Source organism: Streptomyces seoulensis, assembly GCF_004328625.1.
GTDB classification, from domain to species: Bacteria; Actinomycetota; Actinomycetes; order Streptomycetales; family Streptomycetaceae; genus Streptomyces; species Streptomyces seoulensis.
Genome location: NZ_CP032229.1, coordinates 6,168,414 through 6,183,482 on the forward strand (window position 1 = coordinate 6,168,414; position 15,069 = coordinate 6,183,482).

Genomic DNA, 15,069 nt, shown 5'->3' on the forward strand with positions numbered 1-15,069 from the left:
GGCGGTCGGCGTGCGTACGGGGAGGGGACGGGGCGATGACTACCGAGCGGGAGGCCGGCGGCCGGGTACTGGCGGTCGCGGTGTACGACGGAAAGCTGCTGCTGGTGACCCAGGGGGACGGCGCCCCCTGGACGCTGCCCTCCGGCACCGCCGAACCGGCCGAGACATGGGGCGCGACCGCCGAGCGGGCCGTCTACGAACTCACCGGCTACCTCGTCGACGGCACCGAGCCGCTCGGCCCGGCCGACGGCGAGTCCCCGGACGCTGTCCCGGCGGTGGTGTGCCAGCTGCTCACCGACTCGCCCTCCGGCGGGGCCTCGCTGCCGGACGGACAGATCCGCTGGGTCGCCTTCGAGGAGGCCGAGCGGGACGCGCTGCCGCCGGCCGTGCACGACTACCTCCAGGGCCACAGCCCGGTCTGATCAGCCGGCCAGGAACGCCTCCCGGTCGACCACGGCGCGGTCGATCTCGCCCTCCGCGACCGGCGCGCCCGAACCGTCGACGGCCCGCACCGCGAAGGTGAGCCGACCGCCCGACGCGTCCGGCGCAGGTTCGGCGGACACCGTCACGCGCCCGCCGACCGGCGTGGCCCGCAGATGCCGTAACCGCACGGCCGTGCCCACCGTGGTGCGGCCCGGCCCGGTGAACGGCTGCGCGGCCCGCACGGTCGCCGCCTCCAGCCACGCGATCAGCCGCGGCGTGCCCAGCACCGGCACGTCCCCGCTGCCCAGCGCCACCGCTGTGTCCGCGTCGGTCACCTCGTACTCACCCGTCTCACCCATCCGTCCACGCCAGCGCCCGCACACACGACAGGGGCGGTACGGAGAGATCCCCGTACCGCCCCGTCAGTTGTACGTGTCACTCGGTGGACTCGACCTCGTCCGGCTCCCCGTGACGGACGCTCAGGTGCAGCGAGTCGTCCTTCACGTCGGCGACGATCGTGTCGCCCTTCTCGGCGCCGCCGGACAGCACCAGTTCCGCGATCCGGTTGTCCAGCTCGGTCTGGATCGTGCGGCGCAGCGGACGCGCGCCGAACTCCGGCTTGTAACCGTGCGCCACCAGCAGCTTCTTCGCCGCCTCGGTGACCTCAAGACCGATCCCCTGCGCCCGCACCCGCCGGGCGCTGCGGTCCAGCAGCAGGTCGATGATGTGCCCGAGGTTCTGCTCGCTGAGCGCGTGGAAGACGATCGTCTCGTCGATCCGGTTCAGGAACTCCGGCGGGAAGTGCCCCTGGAGCACCGCTTCCAGCTCACTCCGGATCTCGTCGACCTTGCCCTGGTGGGCGAGGATCAGCTGCGAGCCGATGTTGCTGGTCAGGATGATCACCGTGTTGCGGAAGTCCACGGTGCGGCCCTGCGAGTCGGTCAGCCGGCCGTCGTCCAGCACCTGGAGCAGCGTGTGGAAGACATCCGGGTGCGCCTTCTCCACCTCGTCGAACAGCACGACGCTGTACGGCTGGCGGCGCACCTTCTCGGTGAGCTGGCCCGCCTCGTCGTAGCCGACGTAACCCGGCGGGGAGCCGACCAGGCGGGAGACCGTGTGCTTCTCCTGGAACTCGCTCATGTCGAACCGGATCAGCCGGTCCTCGTCGCCGAACAGCAGCTCCGCGAGCGCCTTCGCCAGTTCCGTCTTGCCGACACCGGTCGGACCGAGGAAGAGGAAGGACCCCACCGGGCGGTCCGGGTCGCCCATCCCCGCCCGGTTGCGGCGCACCGCCTGCGCGATGGCGAGGACCGCCTCCTCCTGGCCGACCACGCGGTCGTGCAGCGCGTCCTCCAGCTTGAGCAGCCGCTCCTTCTCGCTCTCGGTCAGTTGCGCCACCGGGATGCCCGTACGCCGGGACACGATCTCCGCGATGTCGTTCTCGGTGACCGCGACCACGCCCTCGCGGCGCTCCTCGATCTGCGCGAGTTCCGTCTCGATCCCGGCGATCCGGTGCTTGAGCTCCTTGGCGCGGTCGAACTCCTCGGTGGCGACCGCCTCGTCCTTCTCCCGGTTCAGCCGGGCGAGGGAGTCCTCGCGGTCCTGCACCTCCTTGGACTTGCCCCGCGAGCGCAGCCGCACCCGCGCACCGGCCTGGTCCAGCAGGTCGATCGCCTTGTCGGGCAGAAACCGGTCCGCGATGTACCGGTCGGACAGCTCGGCCGCCGCGACCAGCGCCGCGTCGCTGAACCGGACCTGATGGTGCGCCTCGTAGGCGTCGCGCAGGCCCTCCAGGATCTGGACGGTCTCCTCGACGGTGGGCTCGGGCACCTTAACCGGCTGGAACCGGCGCTCCAGCGCGGAGTCCTTCTCCACGTACTTGCGGTACTCGTCCAGCGTGGTGGCGCCGACGACATGCAGCTCACCGCGGGCGAGCGCGGGCTTGAGGATGTTCCCGGCGTCCATCGAGCCCTCGCCGCCGGAACCGGCGCCGACGACCGTGTGCAGCTCGTCGATGAAGAGGATCACGTCCTGCGAAGCGGACGTCACCTCGTCGATGACCTTCTTCAGCCGCTCCTCGAACTCGCCCCGGTACTTCGCCCCGGCCACCAGACCGGCCAGGTCCAGCTCGACCACCCGGCGGCCCTCCAGCGTGCGCGGCACGTCACCGGAGACGACCCGCTGGGCGAGCCCCTCCACGATGGCCGTCTTGCCCACGCCGGGCTCGCCTATCAGCACCGGGTTGTTCTTCGACCGGCGGGACAGGATCTCGATGGTCTGCTCGATCTCCTCGCCGCGCCCCACCACCGGGTCGAGCTTCCCGGCGCGGGCGTCGGCGGTCAGATCGCGCCCGTACTCGTCCAGCGTGGGCGTGCTGCTCGGCTCCTGCCGGGCCTCGGCCTTCGCGGCGGAACCGGCGTCGCGGGCCACCTTGTCGGTGTCGACGCCCAGATTGCGGGCCACCGAGGCGGCCTGGTCGTTGCCCGGGTCCAGCAGCGCCTGGAGGATGTGCTCCGGCCCGATGTACGAGGCACCGGTGGCCTGCGAGCGGGCGTGCGCGCCGATCAGCACGCGCTTGGCGGCCGGGGTCAGGCCCGGCTCGGCCGAGGGGGTGCCGCTGCCCGAGGGCAGCGCCGCCTCCAGCTCCTTGGCCAGGTCGTCCGGGTCGGTACCGGCGCGGGCGAGCAGGGTGCGGGACGGCTCGACCTGGGTGGCCGCCCACAGCAGATGCTCGGTGTCGAGGTCCTCGCTGCCGTCCTCGGCGGCGCGCCGCGAGGCGCGCGCGATGAGTTCACGCGCGGAGTCTGTCAGCAGCCGGCCGACCGGAACGCGCTGCACCGCCGGCGGCGAAGACGCCGTGGACATACCGAAGAAACGATTCAGTAGATCGGAAAACGGGTCCGACGAACCAAAGGATCCGAACGCACCCATAGGTGGCACTGACATATGAGCATCAGCCTCCTCTGTCTTCCCTCGCGGGAACCCCACCTAATCACAGAGGAGTTACGGAAGTCGTGGGCAACGGCACATCCAACTGCCGCCCCAATCAGTGATGGAGAAGCCGCGCCAGCAGCAGGTACGCGCGCTGTTCCGCCGCCGCGAGGGCCGCCGGGTCGATGCCCGCCGACAGCAGTTCGCCCGCCGCCGCGTCGTCCGCCTCGCGCAACTCGACCACGCTGACGGCGAGATGGACCGGGACCACCGGATGCGGCGGCCGGGACCGCAGGACGAGCGCCCGCTCGGCCCGCTCGGTCGCCTCGGTGCACTGCGCGAGCGCCCGCTCCACCCGTACCGCCGCCCGGTCGTGCACCACCAGCAGCGCGCACACGAGCCCGATGACGATGCCGAGCAGCGACCCGAGTCCCCGGTCCACGATCAGCTCCTCCGGCGACTCCGGGTCGGCCAGATCGCTCAGCAGCAGCGCCAGCGGGGTCAGGAAGACCACGCCCAGGCCATAGTTGCGTACGACCATGTACTCCATCAGGAACTCCAGCGCCACGATCACCAGCGCCAGCAGCACCGGCGCCGGATGCCCGGCCAGCACCCCGAGCGCGATCATCAGCCCGAGCGCCGTGCCCAGGGTGCGCTGCACCGCTCGCTGGACCGTGGTGCGGACGTTCACCGAGTGCAGCACGGCCGCCGCCGAGATCGCCGCCCAGTAGCCGTGCCCCAGTCCCAGCGCCAGCGCGGCGCCGCCCGCCACCAGTGTGCCCAGCACCATCCGCAGCGCCGGCACCAGCAGTACCGACACCGGCTTGCGCCCGCCGGGCCGCCCGCGCACCAGCACCCAGGCCCGCCGCGCCCCCGGGTCGTCCGGCACCGGCGCGCGCGGCGAGAAGCGGCGCCCCGGCTCCGGGGGCAGCGAGGAGTACGCGGCCAGATCGGCCAGCACCTGCGGATACCGCTGGTGCCGGTCGGCCAGCATGCCCGCCTGGGTCCGCAGCAGCCGGGCCAGCTCCGGAGGGTCCTCGGGGGTGCCACGGGTGGAGTCGATCAGCAGCGACCAGGACAGGTCGGTCAGCCGGACACAGGTGTTGTCCTCGCCGGGCCGCTTGGAGGTGGTCGGCGGCGCCAGCCCGAGACAGTCGTACGCCTGGAGCACCGCGGCCGTCGCCTGGTGCCGGGAGCGGCCCACACCGCCTCGGGCGGAGTCCAGCAGCTCGGCGAGCCGGCGCAGCGCGGCGGCCACCGACAGCCGCTGCGGCCGGTCGGGATGGATCAGGCGGCCCAGCAGCGCCAGTGCCCACGCCAGCAGCGAGCCCAGCGCGGCCATGCCCGTGCGGGGGAGTACCTGGCCCGGCGTGGTCGTGGCGTTGGCGGCCACGGCGAAGGAGAACAGCAGCAGGATCGCGCCCAGCCCGCCGAGCCCGGTCGCGTCGCACACGTACTTGCTCACGCCCGCCACCAGCGCCGTCGCCGCGACCACCACCGCCGCCCCGGCCACACTCGACCAGGGACGCGCCACCGACGCCAGCGCCGAACCGACGCCCACACAGGCCGTCATGGCCAGCGCGACCCACGCCAGCGCCCACGCCCGGCGGCGGTAGGGCAGATTCCGGCCGAACGTCGTGGTGAACGCCCCGAGCATCCCGTACACCGCGAGGTCGGGACGGCCGGCCAGCACCACCGGCAGGCCCGCCAGCGCCATCGCCAGGGCCGCGCGCACCGCGAACAGCAGCGCGCCGTCCACCCGCTGGAGGGCCAGTACCCCGCGCGGGAACAGCACGTGCCCGACACCGGAGGCGTCCCACCGGCGCCCGCCGCCACCGGCGGGGGAGGAACGGCGTGAAGGGGGCATGTTCGGTGTATACCACCTGCTCCCGGCCCAGTCCTGATCGACTTGTGCAGGCCGTGTGCATGGCGTCGTACCGCAGGCGGGAATGTGGTGACAGGGCCTAGGGTGGGGCCGTATGAGCATGTGGCTGCCGTTGTCCGCGGTTCCCAGGCTCGGCGGCTGTCTTGCCGTCGGAGCGATCGTCGGCCTTGCTGTCGGCCTGACCGGTAATCCGGCGCCGCTGGCCATCCTGTCCGGCATCGCCGCCGTCGGCACCGTCTTCGTGGTCACCGGCTGGATCGTGCTGTGGCCCATGGACGCCGAGACCACCCGCGCCGACGCCCGCCGCGAGGACTTCCGGCCCGCCGTGGACGAACTCGTGGTCGTCGCCGTCTCACTGTGCGGGCTCGGCGGCATCGTGCTGATGCTGGTCGCGCACCGCTCCGGCGCCGACACCGGGGCCGCCGCCGCCATCGCGCTGCTCGGCGTCCTCATGGCCTGGGCCGCGCTGCACCTGATGTACACGGCCCGCTACGCCTACCTGTACTACGGTCCGGCCGAGGGCGGCATCGACTTCAACTCCGAGCTGAAGCCCGCCTATCCGGACTTCTTCTACTTCAGCTACAACCTCGGCATGACCTACCAGGTCTCCGACACCAGCGTCTCCCACCCGCTGATCCGGGCCGTGGCGCTGCGGCACTGTCTGCTGTCGTACCTGTTCGGCATCAGCGTGCTGGCCACCACCATCAACCTGGTCGCGGGCGTCGTCACCGGCTGATCAGCAGGCGCCGACCCACTCCGTGGCACCGTCGGCGAAGATCTGCCGCTTCCAGACCGGCACCTCGTGCTTGAGGGTGTCGATGAGCTTGCGGCACGCGGCGAACGCCTCCGCGCGGTGCGGACAGGAGACCGCCGTGATCACCGCGACGTCCCCGATCGCCAGCAGACCCGTACGGTGCACGGCGGCCAGCGCGCGCACCGGGAACTCGGCCGCGACCTCCTCCGCCACCCGGCGCAGCTCGGCCTCGGCGGAGGGGTGCGCGCTGTACTCCAGGGACGACACGGACCTGCCGCCGTCGTGGTCACGGACCGTGCCGACGAACAGCGCGGTACCGCCCGCCGCGTCGTCACCGACCGCGCCGTACACCTCGTCGAGGGAGAGCGGGGTGTCGCGCAGGCCGAGCAGGCGGATGGGGGAGGGGAGCAGGGTGGGGAGCGGCATGAGGTGATCCGGTTTCCGGGTGAAGGGGGAGGTGGGTGAGGTACGGGGCTGCTCAGCCACCGGCGAAGGGCGGGAGCACCTCGACCACGGCGCCGTCCCGCAGCGCGACCGAGGCGTGGTCGCGGACGCCGACCGGGTCGCCGTCCACCAGGAAGGAGCAGACCCCGAGGACCCGCGCGAAGCGCGGCTCGTCCGCGTGGCGGGAGCGCGCCTGCTCCAGTGCCTGGGCGAGGGTCCCCGCCCGGTAGGACTCCTCCGCCGTGCCGGCCGCGCTCTTGGCCGCGGCCCAGTAGCGGATGGTGCCGGTGGTCGCCGTCTTCGTCTCCATGTCCTTCGCCTTCTCGGGGGGTCTGTGAGGTGGTCGGGGGGTGGGTCAGCCGGTGGGCAGCGGCAGCAGCTCCACCGCGTCCCCGGCCGCGACCCCGCCGGGCGGGACCACGGCCAGCGCGTCGGCCAGGGCCAGCCCGCGCAGCATCGCGGGGCCGTCGTACGGCAGCGGCGCCACGCCGGTGCCCGCCGTGCGCACCGGCAGCAGCCGGGTGTCGCGCGGATGGCCGGGCAGCGCCTCGGCGGTCACCGCGCCGCGCGGGCCGGGTTCGGCGTGCCCGCCGAGCGCGCGCAGCAGCGGCGCGGCCAGGGTGGCCGTACCGGCCACGGCGGCCAGCGGGTTGCCGGGCAGGCCGACCAGGAGGCGGACGCGGCCGTCCGCCGTGGCGGGCAGCCGGGCCAGCAGCATCGGGTGGCCCGGCCGTACCGACACGGAGTCGACGATCAGCTCCGCGTCCAGCAGCCGCAGCGTCTCGTGCAGGAAGTCCACCGGCCCGGCAGCCGTGCTGCCGGTGGTGATCACGACGTCGGCGGGTGAGTGGGCCACCGCCTCCCGCAGCTCCGTCAGCCGGTCCGCCACCCGGTGCCGGCCGATCACCTCGGCGCCGAGTCCGCGCAGCCAGGACGGCAGCAGCGGACCGAGCGCGTCGCGGACCCGGCCGCCGCGCGGCACCCCGGTGTCCAGCAGCTCGTCGCCCAGGACGAACAGCTCCACGCTGGGCCGGCGGTGCACCACCAGCCGGTCGTAGCCGCTCGCCGCCGCCAGGCCCAGCACGGACGGGGTGACGCTGGTCCCGGCCGGGAGCAGCGGCTCACCGCTCGCGCACTCCTGCCCGCGCGGACGCACGTCGTGGCCCTCGGGGAGGGGGCCGGGGGCGGCGAGGTGGAGCAGGCTCGTGGACCGCTCCACCTCGCCGTGCTCGCGGCGCAGTACGGCGCTCGCCCCCGGCGGCAGCGGCGCGCCGGTGGCGATCGGCACGGCGGTACCGGCCGCGAGCGGTTCCGGCTGCTCGCCCGCGAGCACACCCCGCGCCCCCGTCTGCCAGGGGCCGGGTCCGGACACGGCCCAGCCGTCCATGGCGGAGGTGGCGAACGGCGGCAGGTCGGTCAGCGCCGTCAGCGGCTCGGCCAGGGCATGGCCGAGCGCGTCCTCCAGGGTGCGCGGCACACCGGGGAGCGCGGCCCCGGCGGCGGCGCGTGCCAGGGAGCGGGCGCGCTCCCAGGACGGGTGCTGCGCCGGGCCGCCGGTCACAGCGCCGCCGTGCCGTTCTCGTGCTCGGCGGCCCACCGCTCGGCCAGCTCGGTCACCTTCCGGTTCGCCTCCGACACCGCGCCGGTGCCGCCGCCCTGGAGCGCGGCCGCGTAGCCGACCAGGAAGGAGGTGAGCGGGGCGGCCGGGCGGGCCACCTCGTGCGCGACCACCTTGGTCATGTCCAGCAGCCCGGCGATGTCGACATCGAGGTCGATGCCCAGCTCGGCCTTGGCCGCCGCGATCCATTCGTGCATCCGGTTCACTTCGTCGGTCCTCACTCGTCGTGTCCGTACGGGGTGTCCGTACAGCGTGTCGGTACGGGGTGTCGGTACGGGTCTCAGCCGCCGATGGCCGACATGGGCCGGTCGGGGCGGCGGAAGTCCTCGCTGTTGATGGCGTGGCCGGGGCCCTTGACGGCGATGCAGGAGCGCCAGGCGACCTCCAGCGCGTCGTCGTCGGCGCCCGCGCGGAGCAGGGCGCGCAGGTCGGACTCCTTGGTGGCGAACAGGCAGTTGCGCAACTGCCCGTCGGCGGTGAGCCGTACCCGGTCGCAGTTGCCGCAGAACGGCCGGGTGACGCTGGCGATCACGCCCACGTACGCGTCCGTGCCGTCGATCCGCCACTCCTCGGCCGGGGCGTTGTCCTCGCGGGGGACGGGGGTGAGGGTGAAGCGCTCGCCGATCCGGTCCAGGATCTCGGCGGCGGTGACCATCTTCTCCCGCTCCCAGGCGCCCTGGGCGTCCAGCGGCATCGACTCGATGAACCGCATCCGGTAGCCGTTCTCCACGGCGAACGCGGTCAGGTCCGCGATCTCGTCGTCGTTCACCCCGCGCACCGGCACCGCGTTGACCTTGACCGGGTCGAGACCGGCGGCGCGGGCCGCGCGCAGCCCCTCCAGCACGTCGGTCAGCCGGTCGCGCCGGGTGATGGCGGCGAACCGCTCCGGGCGCAGGGTGTCCAGGCTGACGTTGACCCGGCCGAGCCCGGCCTCCCGCAGCGCCCCGGCGGTACGGGCGAGCCCGATGCCGTTGGTGGTGATGGACAGCTCGGGCGTCTTCGGAAGCCCGGACAGCCGGGCGACCAGACCGGGCAGACCCCGGCGCACCAGGGGCTCCCCACCGGTCAGCCGGACCTCGGTGATGCCGAGCCGCCCGGTGGCGATGCCGACCAATCGGACGATCTCGTCGTCGCCGAGCAGCTCGTCCTTGGGCAGCCAGGCCAGGCCCTCGGCCGGCATGCAGTAGGTGCAGCGCAGGTTGCAGCGGTCGGTCAGGGAGAGGCGGAGGTCGGTGTGGACGCGGCCGAAGCGGTCCACCAGCGGCTTCGGGGCGGCGGTGTCGCCGTGCTGGTCGGTGAGCGGTCGGGACACGGGCCTGCCTTCTTCCTGTGCTGCCGGTCGGCGGTCGTACGGTGTGCGGTCCGCCCGCACCGGGCGGCGGTGGCGTGCTCCGGGTGGACGTGCGGCGCACACCGGACCGCTCAGATGATCATCACGGTCGGTGCCCCGGCCCCCGGTCATCGCCACGCCGGGGGCCGCCGCACCCCGGCCGGCGCGCTCGGCGCGTGGGCGGTGACGGGGATGTGCTGGACGCCGATCCGCTTGCGGAACACCCAGTAGGTCCAGCCCTGGTAGAGCAGCACCAGCGGAGTGGCGAACCCGGCGACCCAGGTGATGATCCCCAGCGTGTACGAGCCGGCGGCCGCGTTGGCCGCGGTCAGGCTCCACGCCGCGTTGAGGCTGGACGGCATCACCTGCGGGAACAGGGCCAGGAAGAGCATCGCGGTGGACGCCACCACGCTCAGCCCGGAGGCGACGAACGCCCGCCCCTCGCGGGCACCGAAGTTGAAGCCCAGCGACACCAGCACCGCGAGCACGGCGACGGCCTCCGCGACCAGGCTGCGCACATTGCCGGTGTCGACCTGGGTCCAGGTCAGGAAGGCCAGCAGCAGCAGGACGGTCAGCACACCGGCCTTCTGGGCCAGATGCCGCGCCCGGTGCCGGATGCTGCCCATCGTCTTCAGCGAGGCGAACACCGCGCCGTGGAAGGTGAACAGCACGGTCGTGGTGACGCCGCCCAGCAGCGCGTACGGCTGGACCAGTTCGGCGGGGCCGCCGTGGTACTCGTGGTCGGCGCCGATCGGCAGGCCGTGGACCATCGCGGCGAACAGCACGCCCCACAGGAAGGCCAGCACCAGCGAGGTGACGAAGACGATCGCCTCCCAGTTGCGCTTCCAGCGCTCGCCGTCGCGCTTGTGCCGGTACTCGAAGGCCACACCGCGCAGGATCAGGCAGAGCAGGATGACGAACATCGGCAGATAGAAGCCGCTGAACAGGGTGGCGTACCAGTCGGGGAAGGCGGCGAAGGTCGCGCCGGCCGCGGTGACCAGCCAGACCTCGTTGCCGTCCCAGACGGGGCCGATGGTGTTGAGCAGGACACGGCGCTCGGTCTCCCCGCGGGCGAGCACCCGGGTCAGGATGCCCACCCCGAAGTCGAAGCCCTCCAGGAAGAAGTAGCCGACCCACAGCAGGGCTATGACGAAGAACCAGAGGTCATGGAGATGCACGGTTCCGGACTCTCTCTTACGGATCAGTAGGCGAAGGCGAGCGGCTTGTCGGCGTCCCTCGGGGAGCCCTCGAGCGTGGAGGCGCCACCGAGCTTGATGTCCCTGAGCGGTGGCCGTTCGGTGGTGACCGGTCCGGCGCCCGCGTACTTCACCAGCAGCTTGAGCTCGACCACGGCGAGCGCGATGTACAGCAGGCTGAAGCCGATGAGCGTGATGAGCTGCTCGGTCAGCGAGACGTTCGGGGAGACCGCGTCCACGGTGCGCAACAGGCCGGTGACGGCCCAGGGCTGACGGCCCATCGCGGTGAAGATCCAGCCGAAGGAGTTGGCGATCACCGGGAAGGCCATCGTGAGGATGCCCGCCCGCCAGGCCAGACCGGCGCCCACGGCGCCCAGTTCGCGGTTCCTGGTGAGCATCAGCCGGGGCACGTCGAAGGAGCCGGTGCGGTGCTCGGGGGCGACCCAGAACTTCCTTCGCGTCAGCCAGAGTCCGGCCGCGCCGAGGGTGAAGGAGGTCATGCCGAACAGGATCATCGCCCGGAAACCCCAGTACGTCATGGGGACGTTCGGGATGTACTCGGCCGGCGAACCGCCGTACGCGGCCGCCTCGGCCTTCGCCGTGTCGTTGATGCCGGGGACCGCCGAGTGGAAGTCCTTGTGCGCCAGGAAGGAGAGCAGGCCGGGGACCTGTACGTCGACGCTGTTGCGCTGGTGGGCGACGTCCGGGACCGAGAAGGCGGAGAAGGGGGCCGGTGCCTCCTTGTCCCACAGTGCCTCGGCTGCGGCCATCTTCATCGGCTGCTGCTCGAACATCACCTCGCCGAGCTTGTCACCGCTGATCGCGGTGCCGAGGCCGAAGACGACGGCCAGCACCAGGCCGAGCCGGAGCGAGGTCCGCATGGCCGCGACCTGCTTGAGGTCGGTGGGCCTGCCCCGGCGCTGGAGCCGGGCGGCACGCCACAGGTGCATGGCCGAGATCCCCATGACGAAGGCGGCGCCGGTCAGGAACGCGGCCGTCAGGGTGTGGGCGACCACCACCAGGTTGAGCTTCTGGAAGAGCACCGCGCCGATGTCGGTCAGATGCGCCTTGCCGGCCGCCTTGTCCAGGCTGAAGCCGACCGGGTTCTGCATGAAGGAGTTGGCGGCGAGGATGAAGTACGTCGACAGGATCGTGCCGATCGAGACCATCCAGATGCACGCGCAGTGGATCTTCTTGGGCAGCTTGTCCCAGCCGAAGATCCACAGTCCGATGAAGGTGGACTCGAAGAAGAAGGCCAGCAGGGCCTCCATGGCGAGCGGCGCGCCGAAGACATCGCCCACGAAGCGGGAGTAGGCGGACCAGTTCATCCCGAACTGGAACTCCTGCACCAGCCCGGTGACGACACCCAGCGCGATGTTGATCAGGAAGAGCTTGCCCCAGAACTTGGTGGCGTGGAAGTACTTCGTCCTGCCCGTGCGGACGTACGCCGTCTCCAGGCCCGCCGTGATCGCCACCAGACTGATGGTGAGGGGCACGAACAGGTAGTGGTAGACGGTGGTCATCCCGAACTGCCATCGCGCGATGGTGTCCGGGGCCAGTGCCAGATACACGGCAGGCATCTCCTGAATGTGAATTATCGATTTGGCGTTCGCCGGACAGCGTCGGCCAATTTGTCGCCCGAGTCAAAGAGGGGTGGTCGATCGGGTAATAGGCGGTAGTTATCCTCGCCCCGAGAGGCGCCCTCCTCGCCCCATCATGCCTGGTCAACGCCGTACGGCGAAATGTGCGATGCTTCGTGCGGCGAGCGGAACCGGGAGATAAGCGATACCTATCGCGTGATCGACGCGGCCTCTTTGACTTTCCTTCGCGGGATCAAAGAAAATACCGCTCGGCGGGATTCGTATTCACGAAAGAGGCAGACACACCATGAGCAGCAGCATCGAGGACCCGATCGACGAACTGACGGTCACGCCTCCCAAGACGTGGGCGACCGGTGTCCCGGCCGTGACGCACGCGCTGGAGTACTCGCTCAGCCAGACCTCCCCGCGGCGCACCATGCTCACGCTGCTGAACATCAACCAGATCGACGGCATCGACTGTCCCGGCTGCGCCTGGCCCGAGGACAAGAAGCGGCACTTCAACGAGTACTGCGAGAACGGCGCCAAGCACATCAACGACGAGGCCACCTCGCGCCGCGTCACCCGTGAGTTCTTCCAGCAGTACTCGATCGCCGAGCTGGACTCGAAGTCCGACTACTGGCTCAACCAGCAGGGCCGGCTCACCGAGCCCATGGTGAAGTGGCCCGGCGCCACCCACTACGAGCCCATCAGCTGGGAGAAGGCGTTCGAGGTCCTGGCCAAGGAGCTGAAGCAGCTCACCTCCCCCGACGAGGCGATGTTCTACGTCTCGGGCCGGCTGAACAACGAGGCCGCCTTCCTCCTCCAGCTGTTCTCCCGCGCGTTCGGCACCAACAACCTGCCCGACTGCTCCAACATGTGCCACGAGTCCACCGGCTGGGGCCTCGGCGCCGCGCTCGGCATCGGCAAGGGCAGCGTCTCACTGGACGACATCCACCACTCCGACCTGATCTTCCTGGTCGGCCAGAACCCCGGCACCAACCACCCGCGCATGCTCGCCGCGCTGGAGGAGACCAAGCGCAACGGCGGCGAGGTCGTCGCGGTCAACACCCTCCCCGAAGCCGGCCTGATGCGGTTCAAGCACCCGCAGAAGGCGCGCGGTGTCATCGGCAACGGCACCCAGATCGCCGACCAGTTCGTGCACATCCGCGCCGGCGGCGACATGGCCCTCTTCCAGGGCCTCAACAAGCTGCTGCTCGACGCCGAGGACGCCGCGCCGGGCACCGTGCTCGACCACCAGTGGATCCGGAAGAACTCCCGCGGCTTCGAGGAGTTCGCCGAGAGCGTCCGCAAGATCTCCTGGGACGACATCCTCCTCGCCACGGGCATGACCCTGGACGAGATCAAGGAGGTCCATGAGCGGGTCATGAAGAGCAAGAGCGCCATCGTCTGCTGGGCGATGGGCGTGACCCAGCAGAAGCACGGTGTCGCCACCATCCGCGAGATCGTCAACTTCCTGATGCTGCGCGGCAACCTCGGCAAGCCCGGCGCCGGTGTCTGCCCGGTCCGCGGCCACTCCAACGTGCAGGGCGACCGCACGATGGGCGTCTGGGAGCAGATGTCCGACACGTTCCTGGACGCGCTCGGCCGCGAGTTCGGCTTCGAGCCGCCCCGCCACCACGGCTACGACGCCGTGCAGGGCATCCGCGCGATGTACGAGGGCAAGGCCAAGTTCTTCCTCGGCGTGGCCGGCAACTTCGTCCGCGCCACCCCGGACAGCGAGTACACCGAGCAGGCCATGCGCAACTGCTCGCTGACCGCGCACATCTCGACCAAGCTCAACCGCTCCCACACCGTCTGCGGCGACACCGCGCTGCTGCTGCCCACCCTGGGCCGCAGCGACCGGGACATGCAGAACGGCGTCGAGCAGTGGATCACCGTCGAGGACTCGATGAGCGACGTCCACCGCTCGCACGGCAAGCTGCCCCCGGCCTCCAAGCACCTGCTCAGCGAGGTCGCCATCATCAGCCGCCTGGCGATCGCCACCCTCGGCGACACGTACGGCATCCCGTGGCAGGACTTCGAGGCCGACAACGACCGTATCCGGGACCGGATCTCCCGCGTCGTGCCCGGCTTCGAGAACTTCAACGAGCGCATCCGGCAGCCCGGAGGGTTCAACCTGCCGAGCCCGGTCAACAGCGACACCTTCCCGACCCCGAGCGGCAAGGCCGAGTTCTGGGCCAGCCGGTTCGAGATGCCGCACGTGCCCGCAGGCCACCTGCTGCTCCAGACGCTGCGCTCGCACGACCAGTGGAACACCATCTGGTACGCGCCCAACGACCGCTACCGGGGCATCCACAACGCCCGCCGGGTCGTCATGGTCAACCCGGCCGACCTGGAGCAGTTCGGCTTCCGCGACGGCGACATGGTCGACCTGGTCAGCGTGTGGACCGACAAGGAGCGCCGCGCCGAGTCCTTCAAGGTCGTCGCCTACCCGACGAGCCCCGGCTCCGCCGCCGCGTACTACCCGGAGACCAACGTGCTCGTCCCGCTGGACAGCGTCGCCGACATCAGCAACTGCCCCACCTCCAAGGGCGTGCTGATCCGGCTGGAGCCGTCCCGCATCCCGGCCCCCGGCCTCGCCGGCTGACCCGGCCCCCGACTCCCCTCCCGACGGTCCGGGAGGGGACGTGAACCGCGGACGGCCCGGTGCCCGCTTCCCGGCGGAACCGGGCCGTCCGCGGCTGCCACCCGTATCCGGCGCCCCGCCCGTGGCCGGGCCGCCACGCCCGTACTTCCGCCCTCTCCTCGTACCACGGCGTCACCTAGAGTGGATTCCCCACGCCACCGCCGCATGCCGTCACCGCAGGAGCCGACCCCGGCGGGCCCCAGCCACGGCCCGGCCCGCCGCCCCGACAAGCGGCCCCCCGCAGGGCGGGCCCACACTGGC

The 15,069-nt window shown here is 71.6% G+C and carries 13 protein-coding genes; 3 read left to right on the forward strand and 10 right to left on the reverse strand.

Translation table 11 applies throughout. The features are described 5' to 3' along the window. The first annotated feature begins 35 nt into the window (after positions 1 to 35). Positions 36 to 422 carry an NUDIX hydrolase gene (locus D0Z67_RS28300; protein WP_031179448.1) on the forward strand — a complete coding sequence of 129 codons (387 nt, stop codon included), beginning with the start codon at positions 36 to 38 and terminating at the stop codon, positions 420 to 422. Here the strand turns inward: D0Z67_RS28300 and D0Z67_RS28305 are convergent, their stop codons facing one another. From D0Z67_RS28305 to D0Z67_RS28315, 3 genes are all read right to left on the reverse strand, one after another. Beyond that, on the reverse strand, positions 423 to 782 hold the full coding sequence (locus D0Z67_RS28305; RefSeq protein ID WP_031179449.1) for a thioesterase family protein: 360 nt from the start codon (positions 780 to 782) through the stop codon (positions 423 to 425). It abuts the gene before it with no gap. 76 nt (positions 783 to 858) lie between these two features. Continuing rightward, on the reverse strand, positions 859 to 3,369 hold the full coding sequence (locus D0Z67_RS28310; RefSeq protein ID WP_031179450.1) for an ATP-dependent Clp protease ATP-binding subunit: 2,511 nt from the start codon (positions 3,367 to 3,369) through the stop codon (positions 859 to 861). Positions 3,370 to 3,469: 100 nt separating this feature from the next. Then, entirely contained in the window at positions 3,470 to 5,221 is a 1,752-nt protein-coding gene (locus D0Z67_RS28315; protein ID WP_031179451.1) for an FUSC family protein, read from the reverse strand. A 112-nt stretch (positions 5,222 to 5,333) separates the two neighbouring features. On the opposite strand from D0Z67_RS28315, the gene D0Z67_RS28320 reads away from it, so the two are divergent. Continuing rightward, positions 5,334 to 5,975, forward strand: coding sequence for a DUF1345 domain-containing protein (locus D0Z67_RS28320; protein WP_031179452.1), 642 nt, complete (start codon positions 5,334 to 5,336; stop codon positions 5,973 to 5,975). Here D0Z67_RS28320 and D0Z67_RS28325 read toward each other — a convergent pair whose 3' ends face one another. The 7 genes from D0Z67_RS28325 to D0Z67_RS28350 form a co-directional block, all read right to left on the reverse strand. Further along, the gene (locus D0Z67_RS28325; RefSeq protein WP_031179453.1) at positions 5,976 to 6,419 is read right to left on the reverse strand and encodes a molybdenum cofactor biosynthesis protein MoaE; all 444 of its coding nucleotides are present in this window, start codon (positions 6,417 to 6,419) and stop codon (positions 5,976 to 5,978) included. 52 nt (positions 6,420 to 6,471) lie between these two features. After that, positions 6,472 to 6,747: a MoaD/ThiS family protein gene (locus D0Z67_RS28330; protein WP_031179454.1), complete on the reverse strand. Its 276-nt coding sequence runs from the start codon at positions 6,745 to 6,747 to the stop codon at positions 6,472 to 6,474. A 45-nt stretch (positions 6,748 to 6,792) separates the two neighbouring features. Continuing rightward, positions 6,793 to 8,034: a molybdopterin molybdotransferase MoeA gene (locus tag D0Z67_RS28335; RefSeq protein WP_382850627.1), complete on the reverse strand. Its 1,242-nt coding sequence runs from the start codon at positions 8,032 to 8,034 to the stop codon at positions 6,793 to 6,795. After that, a complete protein-coding gene (locus tag D0Z67_RS30335; RefSeq protein ID WP_338058809.1) occupies positions 7,995 to 8,276 on the reverse strand; it encodes a DUF6457 domain-containing protein in 282 nt (93 codons plus the stop codon). Before D0Z67_RS30335 ends, D0Z67_RS28335 begins: the two co-directional genes overlap by 40 nt. A 59-nt stretch (positions 8,277 to 8,335) precedes the next feature. After that, on the reverse strand, positions 8,336 to 9,367 hold the full coding sequence (gene moaA, locus D0Z67_RS28340) for a GTP 3',8-cyclase MoaA (RefSeq protein WP_031179457.1): 1,032 nt from the start codon (positions 9,365 to 9,367) through the stop codon (positions 8,336 to 8,338). A gap of 146 nt (positions 9,368 to 9,513) precedes the next feature. Next, the gene (cydB, locus tag D0Z67_RS28345) at positions 9,514 to 10,563 is read right to left on the reverse strand and encodes a cytochrome d ubiquinol oxidase subunit II (protein WP_051887464.1); all 1,050 of its coding nucleotides are present in this window, start codon (positions 10,561 to 10,563) and stop codon (positions 9,514 to 9,516) included. A 23-nt stretch (positions 10,564 to 10,586) separates the two neighbouring features. Continuing rightward, positions 10,587 to 12,152 carry a cytochrome ubiquinol oxidase subunit I gene (locus D0Z67_RS28350; protein ID WP_031179459.1) on the reverse strand — a complete coding sequence of 522 codons (1,566 nt, stop codon included), beginning with the start codon at positions 12,150 to 12,152 and terminating at the stop codon, positions 10,587 to 10,589. A gap of 316 nt (positions 12,153 to 12,468) precedes the next feature. On the opposite strand from D0Z67_RS28350, the gene D0Z67_RS28355 reads away from it, so the two are divergent. Next, positions 12,469 to 14,769 (forward strand): FdhF/YdeP family oxidoreductase, encoded by a 2,301-nt coding sequence (locus D0Z67_RS28355; RefSeq protein WP_031179460.1) that lies wholly within the window; start codon positions 12,469 to 12,471, stop codon positions 14,767 to 14,769. The last annotated feature ends 300 nt before the right edge of the window (positions 14,770 to 15,069 follow it).

Excerpts from the sequence above, each read along its gene's own strand:
- D0Z67_RS28300 (WP_031179448.1), top strand. The coding sequence starts at position 36 with ATGACTACCGAGCGGGAGGCCGGCGGCCGGGTACTGGCGGTCGCGGTG.
- D0Z67_RS28305 (WP_031179449.1), bottom strand. The coding sequence starts at position 782 with ATGGGTGAGACGGGTGAGTACGAGGTGACCGACGCGGACACAGCGGTG.
- D0Z67_RS28310 (WP_031179450.1), bottom strand. The coding sequence starts at position 3,369 with ATGTCAGTGCCACCTATGGGTGCGTTCGGATCCTTTGGTTCGTCGGAC.
- D0Z67_RS28315 (WP_031179451.1), bottom strand. The coding sequence starts at position 5,221 with ATGCCCCCTTCACGCCGTTCCTCCCCCGCCGGTGGCGGCGGGCGCCGG.
- D0Z67_RS28320 (WP_031179452.1), top strand. The coding sequence starts at position 5,334 with ATGAGCATGTGGCTGCCGTTGTCCGCGGTTCCCAGGCTCGGCGGCTGT.
- D0Z67_RS28325 (WP_031179453.1), bottom strand. The coding sequence starts at position 6,419 with ATGCCGCTCCCCACCCTGCTCCCCTCCCCCATCCGCCTGCTCGGCCTG.
- D0Z67_RS28330 (WP_031179454.1), bottom strand. The coding sequence starts at position 6,747 with ATGGAGACGAAGACGGCGACCACCGGCACCATCCGCTACTGGGCCGCG.
- D0Z67_RS28355 (WP_031179460.1), top strand. The coding sequence starts at position 12,469 with ATGAGCAGCAGCATCGAGGACCCGATCGACGAACTGACGGTCACGCCT.